This window comes from Bartonella sp. MR63HLJHH, from assembly GCF_042194155.1.
Taxonomy (GTDB): domain Bacteria; phylum Pseudomonadota; class Alphaproteobacteria; order Rhizobiales; family Rhizobiaceae; genus Bartonella; species Bartonella grahamii.
Genome location: NZ_JBHIMN010000002.1, coordinates 66682 through 88168, shown reverse-complemented (window position 1 = coordinate 88168; position 21487 = coordinate 66682). Strand labels below are relative to the sequence as shown.

Below are 21487 nucleotides of genomic sequence, written 5' to 3'. Positions count from 1 at the left end.
GTGCATCCTCTACAGTTTGGATGCTGCTTTATCAGGGTTGAGCAGTATCCGTTGAGGGGAAGGATGCACTCTTTTGAAGGCGGAGTGCATCCTCTACAGTTTGGATGCTGCTTCATGAGAGTGAGCAGTATCCAAAGGGAAAGGCATATTCCGTAAAAAACAGGGATAGCCAAAAGATTTGTTTTTATATTTTTATTGATAGGTTGCTGTATTTGTTAGGGCTATTCATTCTTTATTCTCAACATTTAAGATGATTATGTGATCAGGGTTGTTCGTCAATACAATCGTAAAAGACGCTGAGTATTTTTATAATAATTAAGATATTTTTGTGCCTTTTTCTTGTTTTTTTTATGTTTACACAAGATTTACACTGCTTTTCAACAGTTTGTTTTTTTGCTTCGCTAATGGCGTTGGCTAAACACTTTAATTATTTTAACTGTTTCAACACCGCCTTAAAATAACAGTGCTTTATAATATGACAAAATGAGCTGTATAACGTTTGATTCTTGAGGGATGCTAGAAAGAGGGGGGTGTTAGGAGAGATGTTGTATATATTTTTAGTTTATCTTTTAAAGCAGGAAGATCAACATATTTGAGAAGAATATGAAGTGCTATGGATAAAGCTTCCCTCCGTCTTTCCGAGATCTATGTTTTATGCGGTTTGACGGTTAAAGAGCAATAGCTGAATGGAATCACGCTTGCTTTATGTTTTTATCCTCACGCTTTAGATTTTTTCTCGTGGGGATACCAGTTTTTTAATGGGGTTTTACGCGCCTTACGTAAAACAGAATGTTCTAAACAGAATATATTTTTGTTGCACATTTACGTCCTTATTTAAAAAACATCATGTTGTCTTATCTCACAATAATGTTGGTGAATGGGGATGTTGGTGAATGGGATAATGGGGAAATCTCTCGTGAAGTGGATAAGCCCTTCTTTAAAAGCTCATAAGGGGAAAGCCAGCACTATCATACTATTCTAGTGCCTAATGTGATGACAGCCTTTAGTGCTTGAGCGTGTTTATAAGAGGCATTTTGATTCTTTATCTTTGAAGTGTTTTATTTCATATGTCTCTCATGTTGGTAATGTGCAAAAGACATGGCGTTGATTCTTGCAACCTGAAATAAATTTAAAATGAGAGAACCCTTATGATATTCGGGTCTCTTATTTTAATATGAAGAACGGGTGATTATAATTATAAATCAATATGGTGTCGTGATACATCAACCTTTTGGTGGGGTACAGGATAAAGAAAGTCATTAAATATAAGTCATTCTGTTATGTCGTAAAACACTGTCATTTGCGGTTTGGTGATATGAGAGCCAGCCGCCTTGGATATATTGAAGTGTTTTTTTAAGGGTGCGGTGGATTTTTAGGGCAGAGCTTGTTTTGTCGCACCTTGAGTTTAGCTGAAAACCCTGAATGGAAAATCAAGAGTGAAGTCTATCCAAGCTGTTTGTAGATCAGATTGGGTTAAAAAGCTTTGTTCTTTGAGGATGGAACGCAAGCCAATTTGACAAAAGAATGATCCATTTTGCGGGGAGATTTTATGGAGGAATATAACAAAGCTCATAAGAGAGTGATTTAAGACAATACAGTTATAAAAAAGTACAGTCGTAAAAAAAAGTCCCCTGTTGTAATCAGAGGACTAAAAGCAGGAGAATTTTAACATTGGCTAGTAGGACATGTTAAAAAAATGAACTCAAAAGACTGTATTCAATCCACAAATTCATACTTACAAAACTATTACGCTATAATTAGCAGAGAATTGAAAAGATATCAATATAAAAAATACTTTTTACAAAAAAGAAGATTATGTCATTTTGCATTAAAAATTAATGAATACTTTTTTCAATTGAATATTTATTTTGAGATTCGATATTAATTAAACAATTAAACTGTATTTAAAGCTGTTATGATGCATGCAAGCATCTTAAACAAAACGTATTCTTCAATAAAAAACGAATAAACGTAAAAGCACCCCATGATTACAGGACTGGTGTGGGGGAAGGATTTTTGTTTTTAAGGGTGCGGAGTGTATCTTGAGCACAAGGGTTTTATGAAGCTGCATTCTTTGGGGGGTGAGGGGATGGAAGAGGTGGGGGGGAGCTTCTGGATGGTTGAGCCCGTCTGGGGGGCTTTAGAGGGGGCAGCAACATGGGAGGTAGCTTAGAATGGCGAGGAGGGGGATTATTCAGAATGTTTATGGTTTGCATATCCCCAATGAAATGCTAACAAGTCTAAACAATCTCGTAAATGATCGGCAAGGGAATTTTGTTTGCGTTTTGAAGAACTTAATTCTTTGATTGCTTGTCCATAGCCGATAACGCGTTCAAGCAGTGAATAGCCAAGAATACCCAGTTGAACTTTGATTGTTTTTAAATGATTGGATGCTTCTATTTGACGTTCAATGGGGTGTGTGTACCCTTGGCTACAGGAAACCTTTTCACGGGTGTAGTCAAGGCTCATGTGGAGATCGGCTTGACTTTGACGCCAGTAAAAATAAAAACGTTCTGCCGCTTTATATTGGGCTTTGCTGAGATGTCCTTTGGCATATAAAAGTGCAATGGGATGGCTTTGTGCATTGGCAATGGCATTGATGGTACGCGGATTGCTGGAGTTTTCTGGATGATTGGATTGAAAATAAGGATTGCTCGTTTCAACAGGGATTTCTTGCGCCTTTAAATGACCAATGTGCCTTCCTTTATCTTGATGGTCAAGCGGGCAGGTTTGCGTATTTTTTCTCTCTTGATGGGTCATATCATCTCCTTAAAAATTATCGTTTGCTTCTCGTTTTTAAAAAATGTTGCTTGCTCTAGGCAAAACAGGGGGATTAGAGGAAGACATGTGTTGGAGTGTGCGTGAGGGTTGTGCGCTCTTGGGGGTGACTTGGACTGTTGCGTTTGTGTGGGGGAGCCCCATGGATTTGACTCTTGAAAAGAGGGGTGTTTTGTTGCATGGTGGATTTTCCTTGAATGGCTTGATGGGGGAGTGGAATGATGTTGCGCGGTGCTTTGTCTTTGAAAAGACTAGTATTTTTCTGCATTGTGGTTGTTGTCTTTGTGTCTGTTTATATGGAAATGAAGGCGTTGGGGATGACGTGGGGAGTATTTTTACGGGCTGTGGTATTTTATGGCACTCCCGGCATTTTCCTTATGTTGGGTTATGAAGTAATGCAGCGGCGTGGTGTAAATCAGGGTTTGTTCTTCAAGATGTTGTTGTTGAGCTTCATTTTTGCTGCTGTCATTGATTTTATTTATGCGCAAGCTGAGCTTTTTGGTTTGACTTGGGTGTGGTTCTCAAACAGGTGGGTGTTTAACATTCTTTTTGGCGTTGTCTTTGGTCTTGTCCTTGGGCTTATTTATCGTGGGGCAAGGCGTTTTGGGTTTAGGCTTTCATTCTTTGAAAAGGATTGATCTTTTGCTGCATTTTTGGCATGGTCTCTGATTTTTACTTAATGAAGGAGCGGGGCATATGGTGGTTGCGCGGGACATGTTTTTGAAGGGGCTGGCGTTTTTCTGCGTTATTGGCTTGGTCCTTGGTTTTGCTTATGAGGATGCGGGGCGACCGGTTATTACGTGGGAGGTGTTTTGGCAGGGGGTGGAACTTTCTTGCATTGCTGGAGCGACCTTTTGTTTTATTGTTGTGGGAGCAAACAGTAGAACTGTATCGTGGGGCGTGTTTTTCAAGGCTGTGGTGTTTTGCACCATTGCTGTAGTGGTTCTTGGCTTTGCTTATAAGGGAGCGAAGCGTTTTGATATATCGTGGGAATTTTTAGTGATCGGAGCGGTGTTTGTTGCATTGCTGGGGCTGTCCTTGGTTTTGCTTATGAGGGTGCGGGGTAAATGGATATCGCGTGGGGTGTCTTTTTTGAAGTTAGCGGTGTTTTCCTGCGTTGTTGGAGCTGTTGTTGGATTGGCGCATAATGGGGCCAAGCATATGGGGGTTCGCTGGTTTGTGATCTCGAACAATGGGGTGTTTGCGGGCACTATTGGACTTGTTCCTTTTTTTGCTCTGGAGGGGGTACGGTGTGTGCGTGTACTGTTGGGGGGCTTAAAAAAATGAGCATTTCTCTTCTCTACGGGCGTGATCTTTGATGTTCTTTCTATGAGGGGTATTTGATGTCGAACGATGTGATGTTTTGGCTGTTGTTGGTTTTTTTCTGCTTTTTTGCTCTGGCCTTGATTTTTATTTATGAGGGAGCAAAGCGTCGCTCTGTTACAGGGTGGATGTTTTGGAGGTGGGTGGTGCTTTATGGCATTGTTGCCACCTACCTTGGTTTTGTTTATGTGGGCGTGGGCAGTCGCGCTGTTGGTGGGGAGCTGTTTTTGAAGGGGGCGGTGTTTTCTTGCATTTTTGCAACTGTCCTTGGTTTGGTGCATCTGGGCGTCAAGAGTATGCCTGTGGCGGGGCAAGTGTTCTTAAAGGCGGTCATGTTTTGTTGCATGATGGGCTTTATCCTGTGGTTTGCTGCTGTGGGCGTCAGGGATATGGATAGCGTAAGGGCGGTATTCTTAAAGGGATTGCTCTTGACTGTATTGTTGAAAGTGCTCTTGGGGTTCTTTATACGCGAGCAAAGTGATACGGTGTTACAGAGGTTGTTGCGTTCTTTGAATTTTGTGCTGTTTTGCTGCATTTTGGCACTAATCCTTTTTTTTACTCGTGAAGGAGCAGAGAATCTAGGGTTGAGCTGGCTTTGGTTCTCGAAGGATTGGGTGTTTTTATTCATTTTTGGATTTCTTTCTCCTTTGATTTATCAGGGTGTAAGGCGTGCGCGTGTTCTAGGGGCTTGGTTCTTGAGGTAGGTGGTGTTTTTTTCTCCATGGGTGTGACCTTTAATGTGCTTGCTGTGAAGGGTATGTGATGTCGAACGATTTGTTTTTTTTGCTGTTGTTGGTGTTTTCCTACCTTTTTATTGTTGTCGTTATTGGTACTTATAAAGTTTCCAAGCGCTTCGATATTCCGTGGTGGCGGGCGGCGTTTTATTGTATTTGTGGTATTTCCCTCTTTTTGAAGGAAGTGCTGTTTTACTGTATTTTAGGAGTCGTCTTTTTTTTGGCTCTTGAGGGGATGGAGAGTATGGATATACCGTGGGGACTCCTGTCCTTGATAGGGATCGTGTTTGCTGTAGTGTTGGAGTGGTTCTTGATTTTGCATATGAGGGGGCGGCAAGATGGGGTGCTGACGCGTTGTTTGTGGCTATTGAAGGGGCTGGTGTTTTGCGCCGTTGTTGGAGCGATCTTTTTTTGTTTGCGTTTGGGAGCAGAGAATATGGAGTTGGGCTGGCTTTGGTTCTCGAAGGATTGGGTGTTTTTTATCATTTGTGGATTTATCCTTCCTGTTGTTTCTGTGGGAGCAAGGCGTGCGCGTGTGAAGGCGGAGGCGTTTTTAAAGAGAGTGGGGTTTATGGAGCATTACAGATAACGTCGAGGGAATGTTTGTTCAAAAGAACAGCGATAGCGGTAGGTTTGAGGATCAAACCAAAGCCCTATTTTGCCTTCAAAATCACCAGAACGTTGTTTGGCAATATTCATAATGACGCCAGGGCGTTTGGCTAAATCTGCTTTTTCTTGTGCTAGAGAGGCGGCAAAGATTTTGTCTTCTAACGATCGATTGCGCCAAATGGTGATGATATTAAAGGCATTGGCGCCAATTTCTGAGGCACCTTTAATGTCTTCTGTGCTGGGGATATCTTTATCCAGACCGCCTTTGCGGGCATGGGCTACAAGATGAATGTGTACACTGTTTAAAACAGCCCAATCAACCATTTTATAAACGGCTTGTTCTTGTCTTGCATAATCATCAGAGGCAATGCCAAGCCGCATGAGACTGTCGATGATAAATTGATCGCAGCCATAGCGCGCACGACAATAGTCAAAGACATCAAGCAAGGTGTCAACGCTTGATTTGCCAACATGTTCATAAAGAATAAGCCCATCGTCTAAAAAATGAAGAATCCGTTCAATCGTCTCTTTTGTAGGCTTTTCTAAGCCGCCTGTTTGTTTGGTTAAGCGCCGTAAAGATTGTTCTCCTTTCATTTCTAGAGACGCTAAGCAAAGGCGACTTTTTTGCGCAATCCAATGGGGAATACAGTCTGATAACAATTGGCTTTTTCCTGCACCACTGGCACCACTCCAAAGCGTTAATTCTGCTGGGCGGAAATGCAATTTGTCCTTCAGTTTAGGATAGGGAACCGTATAACCAAGATGTTTTTCAGGCTCTGGCCAAAAAAGCCCAATCACTTGATCTTTATAGTCTGAGGCGCGCCGTAAACCTTCTGGAGCAAAGCTTTGTGCTGAGGAAAAGGCGGCTTTTATGGTGGCTTTATCAATCCCTGCGGTTAAACAGTCATTAGCATCTTTAAGGGGTAAACGTACACGGTAGCAACGGTGGCGTCCAAGCCTGCTGGCAATCTCGAGGGCTGCTTCTTCTCCGGGCTGGTCCATATCTGTGGCTAAAAAAATCGTTTCAAAAGATTCTAAATGATCAAATTCATTTTCAATCCAGTTGTGTTTGCCTCCACTTCCTCCCCCAAAGGGAACAGAAACCGCCGGATATCCATAGGCAGCTAAGGAAAGTGCATCAATTTCTCCTTCAGTGATAACAATTGTACGGTTTGTTGAAGAAAAAGTGGGAAACGGCGCGTGCTGGGTTGCCTGTTGGGCCGTGTGCGTGGAGGCGGGGTGGGCTGAGGCGGTGTTTTGGGATGCGTGTGTAGAGGTGGGGTTGGTTGAGGGTGTATTTCGAGATGCCTGTGTGGAGGCGGGGTGGGTTGAGGGGGTATTTTGGGATGCGTGTGCAGAGGTTGGGTTGGTTGAGGGTGTGTTTTGGGATGCCTGTGTAGAGGCGGGGTGGGTTGAGGGGGTGTTTTGGGGGGGGCAAAGGGCTTGCCAACCAAACAAAATCGGTTCACATTGAGAGGCTGTTGGTTTGCTTTTTGCTCCTGCTTGCGCGAGCCGTTCTTTAACTAGAGCAAGGGTGCCATCGGGTTTATAAAAGGGGAAAATGATTTTTTCACCATTTTCTCCTATGCGGTAACGCTTTATAACCTCTAGAGGAATGTGGCGTTCTTTGTGGAGATAGTTTTTTACCAGATTCTGCGGGGTCTGCCCTGTAGGAACCGGTGGACGGCGATAGGAACGATGAGGGACCATAAAGGGTTTTGGGCGTGTCAGATTGAGAGTCGCGCGTGCTTCTTCTAATGCTTGAGAGAGGCTAATGCCTTTGACTTCACACCAAAGGTCTAAAAGATCTCCTCCAGTGCCTTCTGCAAAATCATACCAAAGTCCTGCTTTACTGCCACTCAAGCAAATTGATAAACTTTGACCAGCTTCACCACGTGTGTTGCCTACAATCCAATTGTTGCCTCGTTTGTGCCCTTGGGGAAGAAGCATTTCTACTATTCTATCTGCTTGTGAGATAAGTTTTTGTTTGATTTCAAAAATTGTGCTCATGGTCATTCGTGATATTATTGCTGTTTTTCTCAAGATTTAGGAGATGAGGACTCTCTTTTGCTGTTCTAGCCGTTCGATCTGATAGTGAAATCCGTGGTGCTATGGGGCTTGCCAGTCTACTTTGAGAGCTTCTTTGTCGCTCTTTTCTTGCCAATAGTCGCGAAACTCCTTGGCTTGCCAATGGGCTTGGCTCTCACTCAAACCTTCTGAAACTGCTGCCTTGATGTCTGCTTGCTAATGCTCAGGAAGACGGTACCCTTTTTGGCAAGGGCGGTAATTGGAAGAAGGGTGTTTCTCGAGAAAGAGGGGGTGGATGCTGAAAGGCTGACGAGCGTTGTTTGAAGGGTATGATCTTTGCTGAAAGTTTCTGAAACTGCTGCGTTGATAACTATTTTCCAAGTGCATGGAAGACGGTGTCCTTTGGCAACTGAGGCGGTGGTTTTTTTGTTGGAAGAAGGCGGGATGGATACACAGAGGCTGGAGAGCGTTTGTGTTCCTTTGCGTGCAAGAGATGAGGCGTGTGTAGGGCGAGCACTTTTGTGATGAGAGTTGTAGGGGTGGTGTTGACTTGTTTTGCTGTATGAATAGCTTATTTCATTGTTGTTTTTGTTGTTATTTTTATGGTTTTGAAACATTTTTTGTCCCCGCGCGTGCTTGAAAAATACGTTGTTCGTGTGATGTCAAGAATTGTCGCTATAGTTGATCAAACTGCGGTAAAGCATGTCGTTGTTCTCAGAGATGAAAGATGAGGAGCTTCCCTGTTTTTGCTGTTCTAGCCGTTCGATCTCACGGCGAAACCAGTTGCGCCATGTGGCTTGCCAGTCTACTTTGAGAGCTTCTTTTCCGCTCTTGGCTTGCCAATAGTCGCGAAACTTCTTTTCTTGCCAATAGGCTTGGCTTTCACTCAAACCTTCTGAAACTGCCGCCTTGATGTCTGCTTGCCAATGTTCAGGAAGACGGTGTCCTTTGGCAACTGAGGCGGTGGTTTTTTTGTTGGAAGAAGGCGGGATGGATACAGGAAGATTGCTGGGTGGGAGATTGGTGGCGGATTTTGTTTTTTCCCCCATGACAATTTGCGCAATAGGGGCGGGGGCAAAATCGGCTTGTGGAGTGTTTAGGGGAGAGGCGTTTTTTTGCTCCGCTTCTTCTTGTGGAGGGGAAGGGAGAGCAGAATCAAGAGCTAAAGAGAGAGACTGGTGATCGCTTTGTTCAAAGTTTTCTTCGCAGGAAAAACAAGGTTCTATCTCATCACACAAAATTTTCTTTTCAAAAACACCGTGAGGTGTTTTCTTTTCTTCTGTCTTTTGAGCTTCTAAGCTTTGTGCAGCATCTTTTGTACTCTCGTTAAGCAGTTGTTGAATCTCAGCATTGATTTTTTTACGCTTTTTTGCCGAAGAACGACCCGCAAAGGATTTTTGTTCAAGCAATTTTTCACGCTCTTGAAAAACATTTTCGCAACGCTTGTTCCATAATCCATTGGCTAAATTTAAAATCTTACCCTCTTGGATGAGCATTTCTAAAACATTAACAAAAGTTCGCTTGTCACAACCACAAAGACGCGCTAAACGTTCTTCCGATATTTCTAGAGGACGACCGCGTGCATACATTTCATTGAGAAGAATCGTATAGATTCCAATCTCGTGTGCGCGCATCCCACGAACACCTCCTAGAAAGTCATTTTGATACCAACAAACATACGGAAGCCTGGACGATTCATAATGAGGAGTTTCTTGTTGATTAGCGTGTTTCATACTGCAGTCTACTTTCTTTTTTTTATACATTCTTATTGACGATAAAAGCGCAAATAGGGATTCAGCTTGTGTTTTGTTTGGCTCTGTTTGATGATGACGAGAGGCTTCTTTACGACGTTTATAAATGAGTGGGTGTGCTTGAAGCGCATGCAAACTTACGATTTAAGATTGCGGTGATGGAAAAAATAAAGAGTACCACACATTTTCAATATATCTGCTTTTGGGCAGCAACTTTTGGAGGTGGCTTTTATATCCTTTGGGGTGGTTAAAGTGTTTTTATGATCCAAAAATAAAAAATTTTCCCCCCTAAAAAGTAAAATTTGTTTCCTTAATTTTATCCTTTTTAGAGGATAATGCAAGCCAATTTTATAAAAAGGACGTGTTTTTTGTAAAAGACGCGCTATATGGTGAAATTATGAATATCGATGGTTGGCGTCAAAGATTAAGGATCGCTTTGGAAAAAAGTGGGCGGTCAAAAAGATCTATCTCCCTCTCTGCTGGTAAAGGTGCGGGATACCTTCATTCTATTCTTTCTGAAGGAAAAGAACCAACAATCGAATCTCTTTCGCGAATTTGTCACGAAATTAATATCAGTATGAATTATATTCTTTACGGTAAAGGGGCTAGCCCTGAAGATAAAGAATTTATAGAGCTTATTTCAAAACTCTCTCCGCAAGAGAGACAGGCGATTTTGACTCTTTTGCGGCGACCCGTTGACGAAGCTCCAAAATAAGTTCCTTCTGTGCTTTTGAATCAAGACGACTCCAGTATTTTATTAATATTATATCACTCATTTTATCTCTCCAGCGTGTTTATAATTGCAATCGAGTAAGAACAAATAGAGAACAACAAAGGGACATGAGAGGAACAAAGAATAATAGATTTTTATTTACATATGTCATTTGAACCCCGCAGAGATTTAAAATATATCTTTTATGAAGGATAAAATGGTTGACATCTCTCCTATAGAGGATATAAGACTAACGCTATATTTAGTCTTGTCAAGACAAGGCTATGCTTTATCAACTATCTAAAGGGGGAAATCATGAAAAATATTCCATTCGTTAAAGAGGATGAAATCATTATCGTTTTATGCGAAGAGGAAAATCCTAATACTTATGAAGGACCAATCGATGAAATCGAAGAAGTGCTCGAACTGATTGAAGAATGTGAAACTGTTTATAGAGTTTTACGACTCGATCTGACAACTTCTCATGCTGAAGATGTTACGGAACAAATCGCTGACTTTTATGTCGAAAATCATGAAATGAATGAAGAAAATACGCCATTGCAGCCCTTCGTTTTGAATAGTGAAGCTTATCATGCTTGTTTAAATGAAAGAGCCGCTTGCGATTATGAAGATAATCTCTATGGCTCTTATGAAAAACAGCATCGTTTACGCCCATGTGATGTCTTGACAGATTATTGGTGGTAAACATGCCAAGTTATCTCAAGACTTCTTATCAAGGGGTTCCACTTTATTATGCTGGAAATATGCGAAATTTAATCAGACTCGAACCACAAAAACACAACGCTATTCTTTTCATATCGCAAGAGGTGGCTCAGTTTATGGCAAAAAAATTGGAGGAAGAATATTGCCGCCATGATTTTTCCGTCGTGCAATAGCTAGATTGAAAAAGGGAGCCGCAATGATGGGCCCAAGTGCTTTTTTTATTGCGGTGACCATGATGCGCGTTATGTTTTCCTTCTTGGGGGGGGGAGCTTGGGGGAAAATTTTTAGCCGATATGGGAAAGGGGATATGAAGAAAAGAGCCTATGGATGAGAAACTGCGGGAGCTTTGCGAGGGGAAAAGCTGTCGGCTGGGTTCATTGGGGGGATTGAGGAAATTGGGGGGAGAGGTAACTATCAGTGGCTTGGAGTGATACGTAAAGCATGTTGGAAAATGGAAGGAGATGTTTGAAGGGGGAATTAAGACCGTTAAAGCTTGTTTAGACGTATTGGGACACGTGTGTTCTGGGAGCTTTTATATTGAGTGTTAAGGGGGCATTATTTTACTCATGAAAGGGCAAATGCTTTTTTATTGCGGTGACCATGATGCGTGTTATGTTTTCCTTCTTGGGGGGAGCTTGGGGGAAAATTTTTAGCCGATATGGGAAAGGGGGGCATGAAGAAAAGAGTCTGTGGATGAGAAATTACGGGCGGTTTGCGAGGGGGAAAAGTTGTCGGCTGGGTTTTTCATTGGGGTGATTGAGAAATTTGCGGGGGGATGTTGAGGGGGGCAGCAGTTTTTTTGTTTTAGGGGCACAATACTTGAGGGATGCATTGAAGGATGCTGTCGCCTTTAGTCCGTGTGAGGGATACAGGCTTAAACAATGTGAATGTTTCAAAGAGGATATATTGCAAAAAACACTTTAAAGATGAAGGGGAGAAATACTATGCCAATCATTATCGATTGTATTCAGGGAACGGAAGAATGGCAGAAAGTACGCAATGGTTTGATTACGGCTTCTTTGTTTGAGATGGTTATGGCACAAAAAAAACAGGGGCAAAAAACTTCACGATATCATAGTGTGATGATGAAATTGGCGGGAGAAAGAATTACAGGAAAAACCGTTGAGGAAGGAACAACGGTTTCTCAGCGACGTGGGACAGAATTAGAACCAATCGCACGACAACTCTATGCAAAACTTACGCATACAGAACCTGAATGTATTGGCTTTGTTTTGGCAGATGATCGCGGACAAGGATTTTCTCCCGATGCTTTTGTGGGAGAAAATGGCTTATTAGAAATAAAAACAAAAAAACCTGAAATTTTGATCCCTCATTTTATGCAAAAGACTTTTCCAGCAGAACATAAAGCACAATGTCAAGGAGGGTTATGGATTTCTCAACGCGAATGGGTGGATTTAATGCTCTATTGGCCTGATATGCCACCTTTGATTAAACGTGCTTATCGTGATGAAGCGTATATTTGCAAGCTTGAAAATGAAATTAGCCGTTTTAATGAGGCTTTGGAGAAGATGGTACAGCAAATTAAGTGTGTTGAGACAGGTTTTAGTATAAGGACAGAAATTGCTTTGAAGGAAAGGAAAAACAGAGAGCGGGGAGCGAATGCAAAGCGTCTGCTGGTGGGCAAAACAAGAATGAGGCGGGCAAGAAAGGGATCTGTACAGCATTGAGCAGGGGAAAAGTTTTATAAAAAGGAAAGAGCAGAGGGGGAAAAGCAAGTGGGGTGTTTGAGGAGAGCGGCAAGTAGGGGGCACAGGAAGCGCAGGGGATTTGGAGTGAATGTGAAAACTTGTTGGGAAATGGAAGGAGATGTTTGAAGGGGGAATTAAGACCGTTAAAGCTTGTTTAGACGTATTGGGACAGAAGGGGGGGCTGGGAGCTTTTGTGTTGAGTGTTAAGGGGGATATTATTTTACTCATGAAAGGGCAAATGCTTCTTTATTGCGATGACAATGGTGCGCGTTATGCTTTTGTTTTTTGGGGGCTATCTGTTTTAGTCGGTATAGGGAAAGAGAGGTATGAAGAGCCTATGCATGAGGAACTGTGGGAGGCGTGTTGGGGAAGTGAGACAGGAGACGTATGGGGGCGTGGGTTTTAGCTGCTTTTATGTTGAGTGTTAGATGTTGAGTGTTAGGGAGCCACTAATAAATAAGGCAAGAGCCTTTCTCACTGGGGAGAGAATGCTGCGCATGATACTTTCGTTGATGGAGGATCAATGGAGGTGATTGATGCTTATAGAAAAGAGGAGAGGGGTAGGAGAAGAATAAACAAAAGAAGAATAAAATGGTGCTGCGAGAGAGGATTGAACTCTCGACCTCTCCCTTACCAAGGGAGTGCTCTACCACTGAGCTACCGCAGCCCCTTTTCAATCTTTGCGCTGTCTTGTGCCATATTGTCAGAAAATAGGCAAGAGAACATTTGTATATTCTTGCAAGAAAACGTATCTTATGTCATGACATATGTTTCTTATATGCTTAAATATTTAAGGTTATGAGTTGCTTGGATAGAAGCTCAACACTGTTTAAAAGGTTGCGCAATGACACAAATGCATCAAAAACAAAAACAAAATGAAATGAATCATCAAGATGAAAAGGCAAAACGGCGTCAAGAAAGATTGGCGCAACAATTGCGTCAAAACCTGAAACGTCGAAAAGAGCAAAGCCGACAAAGAGCGCAAACAGAGCTCTAAAATGCAAAAAAATGTTTTTTAGTGAAGCTTTGCAACTAAACTTCTCAATAATTTGTTCTCATATTTAGAATGCGTTCTAAAACGATTAATAAAGCATAACTTCCCGAAGGGGGAAAAACCTTTGGAAGGGCAGGCACAAAGGAAAAGAGGGAAAACACTATGGATTCTATTCAAATTGTTGGGGGGAAAAAGCTTAAAGGAACCATTCCTATATCAGGGGCAAAAAACGCTGCATTGCCTCTTATGATTGCGGCGCTTTTGACAGAAGAAACGCTCACTTTAGAAAATATCCCTCATCTGGCCGATGTCGAACTGCTTATTCGTATTCTCAATAATCATGGTGTTGGGTATGCTGTTGATGGACAAGAGTTTAACGATGAGTGTGTGAATTCAAGAACAATTCATTTTACTGCGCAAAAAATAGCGACAACACGTGCGCCGTACGAACTGGTGAAAAAAATGCGCGCAAGCTTTTGGGTTATCGGACCTCTCCTTGCACGATGCTTAGAGGCTTATGTGTCGCTTCCTGGAGGATGTGCTATCGGAACAAGACCTGTCGATTTTATCCTTGAGGGACTCAAAACTTTAGGCGCACAGATTACGATCGAAAATGGATATGTTCATGCAAAAGCACCAAGGGGGTTAAAAGGTGCTCACTATCGTTTCCCTAAAGTCACAGTTGGTGGAACACATGTAATGCTTATGGCGGCGACATTGGCAGAGGGAACAACCTTTCTTGAGAATGCGGCTTGTGAACCAGAAGTGGCAAACCTTATTCGAACTCTGAATGCTATGGGGGCTCAAATAACTGGTGAAGGAACAACAACGCTTACAATTGAAGGGGTTAAAAAACTTAAAGGAACAAAAATACGCGTCATTGCTGATCGAATCGAAGCGGGGACATATGCAATGGCTGTTGCTATGACAGGAGGCGATGTCTTTCTTAAAAATGCAAATCCTAATCATCTTACAAAAGTGCTTAAGGTGCTTCAAAAAACAGGACTCGAGATTCAAATAGAACCTCAAGGAATTCATGTTAAGCGAAATCCAAAGAACACAAAAATTATGCCTGTTGATATTAAAACAGGACCTTATCCTGCTTTTCCAACCGATCTCCAAGCGCAATTCATGGCGCTCATGACACGGGCTGAAGGAATCGCGCATATTACAGAGACGATTTTCGAAAATCGTTTTATGCATGTTCAAGAACTCAATCGTTTAGGGGCCTCGATAAAGCTTGATGGGCAGACAGCAACTGTCTATGGAACAGAGAATTTGCAAGGGGCTCCTGTCATGGCGACGGATTTGCGCGCTTCTGTTTCTCTTGTGATTGCAGCATTGGCAGCAAAGGGAGAAACAATCGTCAATCGTGTCTATCATCTTGATCGTGGATTTGAGAGATTAGAGGAAAAATTAGTCCGTTGTGGCGCAAAAATCCAACGTATCACAGTGTAATTCCCTTTGAGGGTATTCTTTAATCTCTCTCTTCGGGGGGCTTAATCTCAGAAAACAAGGTTTGTTAATCCTCTCAATAAACGTGGGGTTTATCTCATGGTTTTGGAGTTTTTACGAGCGGGCATAAGTGTTTGAGAGGCGGGTGGAGCTCATAAAACAAAAAAAGATTTGTATCATTATCTAAATGTCGTTTATGGCGCTCATAACACGGGGTTGAGGGAACCGCGCATATTACAGAGACGAGATTTTCGAAAATCGTTTTATGCATGTTCAAGAACTCAATCGTTTGAGGGCGTCTAGAAAGCTTGATGGGCGAGAGGGCAACGCATCTCATGGAACAGAGAATTTGCAAGGGGGGCCTCATCATGGCGACGGATTTGCGCGCTTTTTGTTTCTTTTGTATTTGTGTTATTTGTATTATCATTGCCAAAGAAAATAATTCAAAATGATAGTAAACGTTCACAATATTTATTGTTTTTTAATATAAAAATATGATAATAAAATAATCTATGTATTTTATAGTGTTTATAATTATTCAAGGAAAATGAAATGAAGCAGACTTTTAAATTATTGAGTGCTTTATTGATTATGATTGGATGTTATCAAGCTCAATTGCCTCAAACCATTGCAGGTACATGGAAAAAGTCTGGTGTAAATCAACTTGAAAAAAAAGTTCTTTATGGTGCTTCAGAAGATTTTCAGAATGACCCTGCTTATATAGAATGGTGTATAGTACATGACAAGAATCCGGAGTGTAATCCTTTAGAATCTCGCAATCCACGGAAGTTTAGTAGAACTCTTGGGCACGGGTACTGATGAAAAGGGCAATGTAATCTCTTTAATTGATGAAAAAACGAATATGGAAAACCTATAAAAGACAATCATAACAAAAAAGTATCTTCATTCTTTAAAAGCTGAGGATGGCATTGTTAATGGGGCGCCGATAAAGCGCTATGGATTAGAGGGTAGCGCATCTCATAAAACAGAGAATTTGCAAGGGGGGCCTCATCATGGCGACGGATTTGCGCGCTTTTTGTTTCTCTTGTGATTGCAGCCCTCTTATCTTGTTACATTGGCAGCAAAGGGAGAAACAATCGTCAATCGTGTCTATCATCTTGATCGTGGATTTGAGAGATTGGAGGAAAAATTAGTCCGATTTGGCGCAAAAATCCAACGCATCACAGTGTAAATCTGTAAGATGTCTCTCAAAAATGGCTTTGGGAGGGGGCTATATGTTGTTAGGTGTGCTTTTGGGAGGCTTGATCTCAAAAATAAAGGGTTATTAGTCCTCTCAATAAAAGTGGGTTTTATCTCATGGTTTTGGAGTTTTTACGAGCGGGCATAAGCATTTGAGAGGCGGGGGGGTGGAGCTCATAAAATAAAGACTGTTTTAAATTTTATTGTAAATTTCCTGAAATTGCTTTATTGGTAAGAGAATGTTTTGGTCGTCTACGCAACGGCCAACAGGGAATGAAAGACCCGAAACTTGAGACACGTATTTATCCAGCTTTATGGATATCCCGGATTTCCGGGAGCTTTTGTTATGTCCAGGTGCTCTTTAGCACTAAAAGCAAAAGGCTGAGTCAAGTTTCAGCTCTTTCAACTCCCGGAATACCAATGCGAGGGCGCTCGCAACCGGCAGGGGAGCTTGAAGTGAAAGCTAAAAATCCACACTTTAATGACATTTCGATAGGCAGAAAAATTCGCTTTAAAAGAACAATGCTGGGAATGTCGCAAAAGCAATTAGGTAGCCAGTTAGGTGTGACTTTTCAACAAATCCAAAAATATGAAAAAGGCTCCAATCGTATAGGGGCGGGGCGTTTACAAGAAATTGCTGATATTCTCAATGTTCCCATTTCCTTTTTTTACGCTGATCTCTCAACAAAAGAAGACGTCTTGTATCCTTATGATGAAAGGATCGGAAGTAAAGAAGAGCAAGTCCTTTTGAAAAGTTTTAGAGAGCTCAAACCTAAAAAGCAGAAAGCAATTTTGTGTTTGATTGTCTCATGAGATAAGAAACACTGTTTTAATTTTTATTGCTGATCTCCTGAAATTATTTTATGAACAAGAGCCAAGGTTCTCGTCGTACAGTGTGGTTGAATGGTGGAACCTAAAGCCTGAGAATTCAAGCTGAGACATTAGCCTGCTTTATAAGTATCGCGAGATTCCGGGAGTTTTTGCTATGTCCAGGTGCGCTTTAGCACTAAAACCAAAAAAGCTGACTGAACTCAGTGTTTTTGACTCCCGGAATACGCATAAGAGGCGCTCGCACTCGGCAGGGGAGCTTAAAGTGAAAGCTAAAAATCCACACTTTAACGACATTTCGATAGGCAGAAAAATTCGCTTTAAAAGAACAATGCTGGGAATGTCGCAAAAGAAATTAGGCAGCCAGTTAGGTGTGACTTTTCAACAAATCCAAAAATATGAAAAAGGCTCTAATCGTATAGGGGCGTGGCGTTTACAAGAAATTGCTGACATTCTCAATGTTCCCATTTCCTTTTTTTACGCTGATCTCTCAACAAAAGAAAACGCCTTGTATCCTTGTGATGAAAGGATCTCGAGCAAAGAAGAGCAAGTCCTTTTGAAAAGTTTTAGAGAGCTCAAACCTAAAAAGCAGAAAGCAATTTTAAGATTAAATTTTCGTTAGAATTAAAAAAAGATTAAAGAGGCTCTTGCTAAATAATAAATTATTATATAAACCCTTTTTCAGAGAAGGGGGTTAGCATTTCTCCCTCCCCCCCCCCGCAGAAATGTCGAAATAAAACCTCCTTCTCATCGTTTTAACAATCACGAAAAATTTTATCCTTTATCCTTTATTTTTTTTAAAAAGAGTGACTTATTTGTGCTAGAAAAGTTGCTGTATTAGGCAAATTGGGGGGTGGGGTGTTTTTAGGATTTGGGAAGGGTTTGAAAAATCGTCTTGCCAAATAGAGTTCTCAAAAGGAAACAGTGGAGAGCGATCATCCAAAGGGCGCACAGTGGAGAGTAATCATCAAAGGGGCGGCTTAAAAGAAGCTACCAAAAATCTGGAACTTCAGGCTTTAAATGAGGACCAATCCGTACCGCCGAGACCTTTTCTGCTAAACCTGTGCGATCTGAAATCTCAACCGCTAAACCACAAAGGGTGGCGGGACCACACGCCGGTTCAAAACGATCTTGCTTCGTCTTATAAAGAAAACGGTGTAAGGGTTCTTCTTTATCCATTCCAAGAGATGAATTATAATCTCCACACATGCCTGCATCTGTTAAATAGGCGCTCCCACCTTCTAAGATCTGCGCGTCAGCCGTGGGAATATGCGTATGTGTGCCAACGATAACACTCACACGACCATCAAGAAAATGGCCAAAACATTGCTTCTCGCTTGTCGTTTCTGCGTGAAAGTCAAAAATAACCGTATCGGCTTGCTCCATCAATGAACAGGCAAGCAGAATATTTTCCGCTGTTTCAAATGGATCTTCTACTTTGAACGGCATAAAAACGCTGCCCAACAGATTGGCGACAAGAACACGGGCTCCATTTTTTGCCGTAAAAATACCAACACCTCTTCCGGGAGTTTCTTTCGAAAAATTGGCAGGGCGTAAAAAACGATCGCTCTCATGGGCATACTGCAATGCTTCTTTGTGAGAAAAAGCATGATTGCCCGTGGTGACAACATCAACACCGGCTATCAAAAGATCTTGATACGTTTCTTGTGTGAGACCAAAACCACCAGAGGCATTTTCACCATTTACCACAACAAAATCAAGCTGCCACTTCTTAATCAGTTGAGGAAGGTGTTCAAAAACAGCTTTACAGCCTGTGTTACCAACAATGTCACCTAAAAATAAAAAACGCATAGGCACTTTAATCACATTTTAACATTTTAAGAAACCTTTTTCTGTAAAAATTCCCTGTACCTGTAGATCATGTTCTGCTGCGGGAATAGAGGAAACCTCCTGACATGAAAATCCTATGCCCCATAATGTCATTTGATGCCCTTGTTTTTCAAGAGCTTCAACCGCACGGTCATAATATCCTCCTCCATAGCCAAGACGGTGACATTGACGATCAAACGCAGAAAGTGGAACAATAATATTATTGGGGACAACAACACCATTGTCGGCACTGGGACCAAAGGTGCCAAAGCGCATGGGCTCTAAAATCGTGCTGGGCGAAAATGCACGGAAAACCATGGTGGTGGGATCAAGTACTGCTGGTAAGGCTAAACGTCCGCCGCGTAATGCTACAGCATCCAGTAAAGGACGCGGGTCAATTTCCGATTTAATGGGCCAATAGCCTGCCAAAATGAGGCGTGAAAAATCTGTCCCCTTTTTTTCAAGGTATTCAATAAAGTGGCAACAAGCACGCTGCGAAAAGAGTGTGCGCTCTTCTATTAAAAGAGCATCACGACGCGATAAACCGCTTTTGCGCTGCTGTGTACGAAGGGATGAAGCAGATTCACAGAGGGGATTTTGTGTCATTGTCTCGCCAGTTGTTTTATAAGATGCTGGCATTTTATCTATTGTTGGCGTTTTGTAAATCTCTGTTAAGATAAGAGCTGTGCTCATGAAAAAAAAGCATGAAAAAAGTGTGTGCTCTTTAGGGGGTATCTTGGTGCGACAAGCCGCTTTTGCGCTGCTTGCTGTGCAAAGGGATGAAGCGGATTTACAGAGGGGATTTTTTTGTAAGTGCTGTCTGTTTCATAAAATAAAGCCCCTCGTAATTTTTATTTTTTGAAAAGAGAGTATCGTCATTGGTCTTATGTAAAAGGATGCTCTCAATTTTTATCTGGAAAAATTTTGATGTAAAAAAGGGTGATCCACAACAGCCGATGGAAAAAGCTGATCCCAGGAACCTATACAAATAGGTGGGCGCCATATGAAAAAGCCCACGGGCTTGATCAGGGACAGCTCCCTTGGAGATCATTAAGGTCTCAGGAATACGTTATTTCCTGTCGAGAAGCGCAGAACACCCTCCTTAATATAAAACAATTTCAGAGTTTCTGCTAGAGATAAAATAACCGCGATCTCTTATTTTTCATAAAGTTTTTTCAAGATGGTTTTACAATCTTGCTGGTGGCTGCTGGAAATGGCTGTATTATATATAGAATGCTTTATTCAAAGCAAAAAAAGCAAAAAATATGATTGGGGGTGAGTGATTGAGTGACGCAGAACGGTTTATTGGCAATCGCTTGATTTTTATGTTTCGCGGGAATGCTTGGAGGAGCTTTGAAGGGGAAAAGTTTCTTATTCAAGGATGTTTGTTTAACTGACATTGCGTCTTTGAAGTTTTTTCCTTGTAGGGAATATTTCAGTGCTGTTTTATCAACTTTGAGGGGTGGAGGAGAGCCGATACGGTATGTGCTCCGCTATGGTTGAAGCTCATAAAAATAAAAAAAGACGATGACAGTTTATCAAAGGTGCTTAGCGATGTTTTAAGCTTTTTTCAAAAAATATTTTTTGAGGATCGTATTTACAAATTTTTTATCCATGATGGAGGGATGTAAAAAAAAGAGGAGGTGTGAAGAAGACTCAGGTGTGAAGCGTTTGCTTGCTATGAGAAGAAATTCTGTAGAGGGTATATTGGAAGTGTTTGGAAGCTGCCTTCAATACAAAACAGGTCAAAATTCAAAAAAGACATTGTCAATTGCGTGGTGGGGGGTGATGGCGTGGTTATAAGCAGGGGGCTTTTAGTTTATTGAGTGGAATGTGAAGCCGGCTTGCGTTTTATCTAAGTTTGAAAGGATGTCGTAAAGCGTCTCGTTCTTGAATGGTTTCAAAGAGCTTGTGGTGTTTGTTCGTCTAACAGAGCTTGCACGCGCTTTTGAATCCTGCGCATTTGTGGGTAATACTCTAATGCTGCTTCATAAGCTTTAAGAGCAAGTTTTGGACGCTCTGTTGCCTCCATGGTAACGCCAAGTTCAAAAAAAGCTATATAGTTGCGCGGCTCAAGTTCAAGAGCATGGTTGAGATCAAGCATGGCAAGCTTGAAGTCGTTTAGTTGAATGTGAATCCAAGCACGTCTTACCCAAGCTTCAGCGTAAGTAGGTAAAAGTGCAAGAGCATTATCAATATAATCAAGCGCAAGTCCATAATCGTCGCTACTGATCGCATTTTCAGCCCATGACATTAAAAGATCAATTGTATCGCTCCCCGATTGCGACCATAAAAGTTGAAGTTGTTGACTGATCTTTTTCGCTTGAGAAACATCAGCACAATATTTCAACTCTTTCAGTAAACGTAAAATTTCGGCTTCTTTGCGTTGCTTAACTCTGTCAACATGGGAAAGCTGCTCTTTGTCAAAATCTTCAAGAGTAATCGCAGACAAATCAGAATCAGAGGGCATTGAGGAAGGGGCAGGAGAATTGGGAATAAGATCATCTAACGGTAAAAGCGATTGTGGAGAAGGACGATCTTCAGGAAGCGAAGGAGGATTTTGCCCATAGCTAGAGGGAACAAAACAAAAAATGCCAACAAAAAAAAGAAAAAAAATGTGCTGGAAGATACAGAAAAAACGCAGCTGAAAAAATCGAAAAGCTTTTAGAAAAATAGAAGAATCCATAAAAACAAGCCCCCAAAAGATAAATCACCAAATATTATCAAACAATGGACTCGTAACCAACGGACTTATAACCAAAAAAAACTTAAGAAAAATTTTTAAGCCTACAAAAAGTAGGCATAAAAACATT

The 21487-nt window shown here is 41.6% G+C and carries 22 protein-coding genes, 1 tRNA gene, 1 other RNA gene and 1 pseudogene; 17 read left to right on the top strand and 8 right to left on the bottom strand.

Annotation, left to right across the window (positions count from 1 at the left end):
• Nucleotides 1-2190: 2190 nt before the first annotated feature.
• Nucleotides 2191-2760, bottom strand: coding sequence for a hypothetical protein (locus tag ACFIKQ_RS01680; protein WP_375635598.1), 570 nt, complete (start codon nt 2758-2760; stop codon nt 2191-2193).
• A gap of 236 nt (nt 2761-2996) precedes the next feature.
• Here ACFIKQ_RS01680 and ACFIKQ_RS01675 point away from each other — a divergent pair, with 236 nt between their 5' ends.
• The 4 genes from ACFIKQ_RS01675 to ACFIKQ_RS01660 are packed head-to-tail and all read left to right on the top strand — an operon-like array spanning nt 2997 to nt 5424.
• On the top strand, nt 2997-3416 hold the full coding sequence (locus ACFIKQ_RS01675; protein WP_375644509.1) for a hypothetical protein: 420 nt from the start codon (nt 2997-2999) through the stop codon (nt 3414-3416).
• A gap of 58 nt (nt 3417-3474) precedes the next feature.
• Nucleotides 3475-4065, top strand: a complete 591-nt coding sequence (locus ACFIKQ_RS01670) for a hypothetical protein (RefSeq protein WP_375655707.1) — start codon at nt 3475-3477, stop codon at nt 4063-4065.
• A 56-nt stretch (nt 4066-4121) separates the two neighbouring features.
• Entirely contained in the window at nt 4122-4805 is a 684-nt protein-coding gene (locus tag ACFIKQ_RS01665; RefSeq protein ID WP_375644511.1) for a hypothetical protein, read from the top strand.
• 58 nt (nt 4806-4863) lie between these two features.
• Nucleotides 4864-5424 carry a hypothetical protein gene (locus tag ACFIKQ_RS01660; RefSeq protein ID WP_375655705.1) on the top strand — a complete coding sequence of 187 codons (561 nt, stop codon included), beginning with the start codon at nt 4864-4866 and terminating at the stop codon, nt 5422-5424.
• Here ACFIKQ_RS01660 and ACFIKQ_RS01655 read toward each other — a convergent pair.
• Entirely contained in the window at nt 5415-7454 is a 2040-nt protein-coding gene (locus ACFIKQ_RS01655; RefSeq protein ID WP_375655703.1) for a toprim domain-containing protein, read from the bottom strand. The two genes, ACFIKQ_RS01660 and ACFIKQ_RS01655, sit on opposite strands and share 10 nt — an antisense overlap.
• 354 nt (nt 7455-7808) lie before the next feature.
• Here ACFIKQ_RS01655 and ACFIKQ_RS01650 point away from each other — a divergent pair, with 354 nt between their 5' ends.
• On the top strand, nt 7809-7997 hold the full coding sequence (locus ACFIKQ_RS01650; protein WP_375647332.1) for a hypothetical protein: 189 nt from the start codon (nt 7809-7811) through the stop codon (nt 7995-7997).
• A gap of 137 nt (nt 7998-8134) precedes the next feature.
• Here the strand turns inward: ACFIKQ_RS01650 and ACFIKQ_RS01645 are convergent, their stop codons facing one another.
• Nucleotides 8135-9205, bottom strand: coding sequence for a YdaU family protein (locus ACFIKQ_RS01645; protein WP_375635609.1), 1071 nt, complete (start codon nt 9203-9205; stop codon nt 8135-8137).
• Between the two features lie 415 nt (nt 9206-9620).
• Here ACFIKQ_RS01645 and ACFIKQ_RS01640 point away from each other — a divergent pair, with 415 nt between their 5' ends.
• The 6 genes from ACFIKQ_RS01640 (at nt 9621) to ACFIKQ_RS01615 (ending at nt 12773) form a co-directional block, all read left to right on the top strand.
• Complete coding sequence (locus tag ACFIKQ_RS01640; RefSeq protein WP_015857134.1) at nt 9621-9938, top strand: transcriptional regulator; 318 nt, start codon at nt 9621-9623, stop codon at nt 9936-9938.
• A gap of 312 nt (nt 9939-10250) precedes the next feature.
• Nucleotides 10251-10640 carry a hypothetical protein gene (locus tag ACFIKQ_RS01635; protein WP_375652767.1) on the top strand — a complete coding sequence of 130 codons (390 nt, stop codon included), beginning with the start codon at nt 10251-10253 and terminating at the stop codon, nt 10638-10640.
• A 2-nt stretch (nt 10641-10642) separates the two neighbouring features.
• Nucleotides 10643-10831, top strand: a complete 189-nt coding sequence (locus tag ACFIKQ_RS01630) for a hypothetical protein (RefSeq protein WP_375635610.1) — start codon at nt 10643-10645, stop codon at nt 10829-10831.
• A 23-nt stretch (nt 10832-10854) separates the two neighbouring features.
• Nucleotides 10855-10989 (top strand): hypothetical protein, encoded by a 135-nt coding sequence (locus ACFIKQ_RS01625; RefSeq protein WP_375652768.1) that lies wholly within the window; start codon nt 10855-10857, stop codon nt 10987-10989.
• Nucleotides 10990-11602: 613 nt separating this feature from the next.
• Complete coding sequence (locus ACFIKQ_RS01620) at nt 11603-12346, top strand: YqaJ viral recombinase family protein (protein WP_375647299.1); 744 nt, start codon at nt 11603-11605, stop codon at nt 12344-12346.
• Between the two features lie 139 nt (nt 12347-12485).
• Entirely contained in the window at nt 12486-12773 is a 288-nt protein-coding gene (locus ACFIKQ_RS01615) for a hypothetical protein (RefSeq protein ID WP_375655701.1), read from the top strand.
• Nucleotides 12774-12959: 186 nt separating this feature from the next.
• Here ACFIKQ_RS01615 and ACFIKQ_RS01610 read toward each other — a convergent pair.
• A tRNA-Thr gene (locus ACFIKQ_RS01610) sits at nt 12960-13034 on the bottom strand.
• A gap of 177 nt (nt 13035-13211) precedes the next feature.
• Here ACFIKQ_RS01610 and ACFIKQ_RS01605 point away from each other — a divergent pair.
• The 6 genes and pseudogenes from ACFIKQ_RS01605 to ACFIKQ_RS01585 all read left to right on the top strand — a co-directional run bounded on the left by ACFIKQ_RS01605 (nt 13212) and on the right by ACFIKQ_RS01585 (nt 17466).
• Entirely contained in the window at nt 13212-13364 is a 153-nt protein-coding gene (locus ACFIKQ_RS01605) for a hypothetical protein (protein ID WP_015856869.1), read from the top strand.
• Nucleotides 13365-13523: 159 nt separating this feature from the next.
• Nucleotides 13524-14819, top strand: coding sequence for a UDP-N-acetylglucosamine 1-carboxyvinyltransferase (murA, locus tag ACFIKQ_RS01600; RefSeq protein WP_375655699.1), 1296 nt, complete (start codon nt 13524-13526; stop codon nt 14817-14819).
• Between the two features lie 190 nt (nt 14820-15009).
• A pseudogene (locus ACFIKQ_RS09110) lies at nt 15010-15205 on the top strand (UDP-N-acetylglucosamine 1-carboxyvinyltransferase); the annotation flags it as partial.
• A gap of 163 nt (nt 15206-15368) precedes the next feature.
• Nucleotides 15369-15635, top strand: a complete 267-nt coding sequence (locus ACFIKQ_RS01595) for a hypothetical protein (protein WP_375635614.1) — start codon at nt 15369-15371, stop codon at nt 15633-15635.
• A gap of 654 nt (nt 15636-16289) precedes the next feature.
• Nucleotides 16290-16829 (top strand): helix-turn-helix domain-containing protein, encoded by a 540-nt coding sequence (locus ACFIKQ_RS01590; protein ID WP_375655697.1) that lies wholly within the window; start codon nt 16290-16292, stop codon nt 16827-16829.
• Between the two features lie 172 nt (nt 16830-17001).
• Nucleotides 17002-17466 carry a helix-turn-helix domain-containing protein gene (locus ACFIKQ_RS01585; protein ID WP_375655695.1) on the top strand — a complete coding sequence of 155 codons (465 nt, stop codon included), beginning with the start codon at nt 17002-17004 and terminating at the stop codon, nt 17464-17466.
• Nucleotides 17467-17834: 368 nt separating this feature from the next.
• Here ACFIKQ_RS01585 and ACFIKQ_RS01580 read toward each other — a convergent pair whose 3' ends face one another.
• The 4 genes from ACFIKQ_RS01580 to ACFIKQ_RS01565 form a co-directional block, all read right to left on the bottom strand.
• Nucleotides 17835-18656, bottom strand: coding sequence for a TIGR00282 family metallophosphoesterase (locus tag ACFIKQ_RS01580; RefSeq protein WP_375652776.1), 822 nt, complete (start codon nt 18654-18656; stop codon nt 17835-17837).
• Nucleotides 18657-18674: 18 nt separating this feature from the next.
• Nucleotides 18675-19280 carry a 5-formyltetrahydrofolate cyclo-ligase gene (locus ACFIKQ_RS01575; protein ID WP_375644540.1) on the bottom strand — a complete coding sequence of 202 codons (606 nt, stop codon included), beginning with the start codon at nt 19278-19280 and terminating at the stop codon, nt 18675-18677.
• Nucleotides 19281-19611: 331 nt separating this feature from the next.
• Nucleotides 19612-19772: non-coding RNA, 6S RNA (gene ssrS, locus ACFIKQ_RS01570), on the bottom strand.
• Nucleotides 19773-20574: 802 nt separating this feature from the next.
• Entirely contained in the window at nt 20575-21360 is a 786-nt protein-coding gene (locus ACFIKQ_RS01565; RefSeq protein WP_375635618.1) for a tetratricopeptide repeat protein, read from the bottom strand.
• Between the last annotated feature and the right edge of the window lie 127 nt (nt 21361-21487).

Coding starts and splice junctions, on each gene's coding strand:
- ACFIKQ_RS01680 (WP_375635598.1), bottom strand. CDS start 2,760: ATGACCCATCAAGAGAGAAAAAATACGCAAACCTGCCCGCTTGACCAT.
- ACFIKQ_RS01675 (WP_375644509.1), top strand. CDS start 2,997: ATGATGTTGCGCGGTGCTTTGTCTTTGAAAAGACTAGTATTTTTCTGC.
- ACFIKQ_RS01670 (WP_375655707.1), top strand. CDS start 3,475: ATGGTGGTTGCGCGGGACATGTTTTTGAAGGGGCTGGCGTTTTTCTGC.
- ACFIKQ_RS01665 (WP_375644511.1), top strand. CDS start 4,122: ATGTCGAACGATGTGATGTTTTGGCTGTTGTTGGTTTTTTTCTGCTTT.
- ACFIKQ_RS01660 (WP_375655705.1), top strand. CDS start 4,864: ATGTCGAACGATTTGTTTTTTTTGCTGTTGTTGGTGTTTTCCTACCTT.
- ACFIKQ_RS01655 (WP_375655703.1), bottom strand. CDS start 7,454: ATGAGCACAATTTTTGAAATCAAACAAAAACTTATCTCACAAGCAGAT.
- ACFIKQ_RS01645 (WP_375635609.1), bottom strand. CDS start 9,205: ATGAAACACGCTAATCAACAAGAAACTCCTCATTATGAATCGTCCAGG.
- ACFIKQ_RS01640 (WP_015857134.1), top strand. CDS start 9,621: ATGAATATCGATGGTTGGCGTCAAAGATTAAGGATCGCTTTGGAAAAA.
- ACFIKQ_RS01635 (WP_375652767.1), top strand. CDS start 10,251: ATGAAAAATATTCCATTCGTTAAAGAGGATGAAATCATTATCGTTTTA.
- ACFIKQ_RS01630 (WP_375635610.1), top strand. CDS start 10,643: ATGCCAAGTTATCTCAAGACTTCTTATCAAGGGGTTCCACTTTATTAT.
- ACFIKQ_RS01625 (WP_375652768.1), top strand. CDS start 10,855: ATGATGGGCCCAAGTGCTTTTTTTATTGCGGTGACCATGATGCGCGTT.
- ACFIKQ_RS01620 (WP_375647299.1), top strand. CDS start 11,603: ATGCCAATCATTATCGATTGTATTCAGGGAACGGAAGAATGGCAGAAA.
- ACFIKQ_RS01615 (WP_375655701.1), top strand. CDS start 12,486: ATGTTTGAAGGGGGAATTAAGACCGTTAAAGCTTGTTTAGACGTATTG.
- ACFIKQ_RS01605 (WP_015856869.1), top strand. CDS start 13,212: ATGACACAAATGCATCAAAAACAAAAACAAAATGAAATGAATCATCAA.
- murA (WP_375655699.1), top strand. CDS start 13,524: ATGGATTCTATTCAAATTGTTGGGGGGAAAAAGCTTAAAGGAACCATT.
- ACFIKQ_RS01595 (WP_375635614.1), top strand. CDS start 15,369: ATGAAGCAGACTTTTAAATTATTGAGTGCTTTATTGATTATGATTGGA.
- ACFIKQ_RS01590 (WP_375655697.1), top strand. CDS start 16,290: ATGAAAGACCCGAAACTTGAGACACGTATTTATCCAGCTTTATGGATA.
- ACFIKQ_RS01585 (WP_375655695.1), top strand. CDS start 17,002: ATGTCCAGGTGCGCTTTAGCACTAAAACCAAAAAAGCTGACTGAACTC.
- ACFIKQ_RS01580 (WP_375652776.1), bottom strand. CDS start 18,656: ATGCGTTTTTTATTTTTAGGTGACATTGTTGGTAACACAGGCTGTAAA.
- ACFIKQ_RS01575 (WP_375644540.1), bottom strand. CDS start 19,280: ATGACACAAAATCCCCTCTGTGAATCTGCTTCATCCCTTCGTACACAG.
- ACFIKQ_RS01565 (WP_375635618.1), bottom strand. CDS start 21,360: ATGGATTCTTCTATTTTTCTAAAAGCTTTTCGATTTTTTCAGCTGCGT.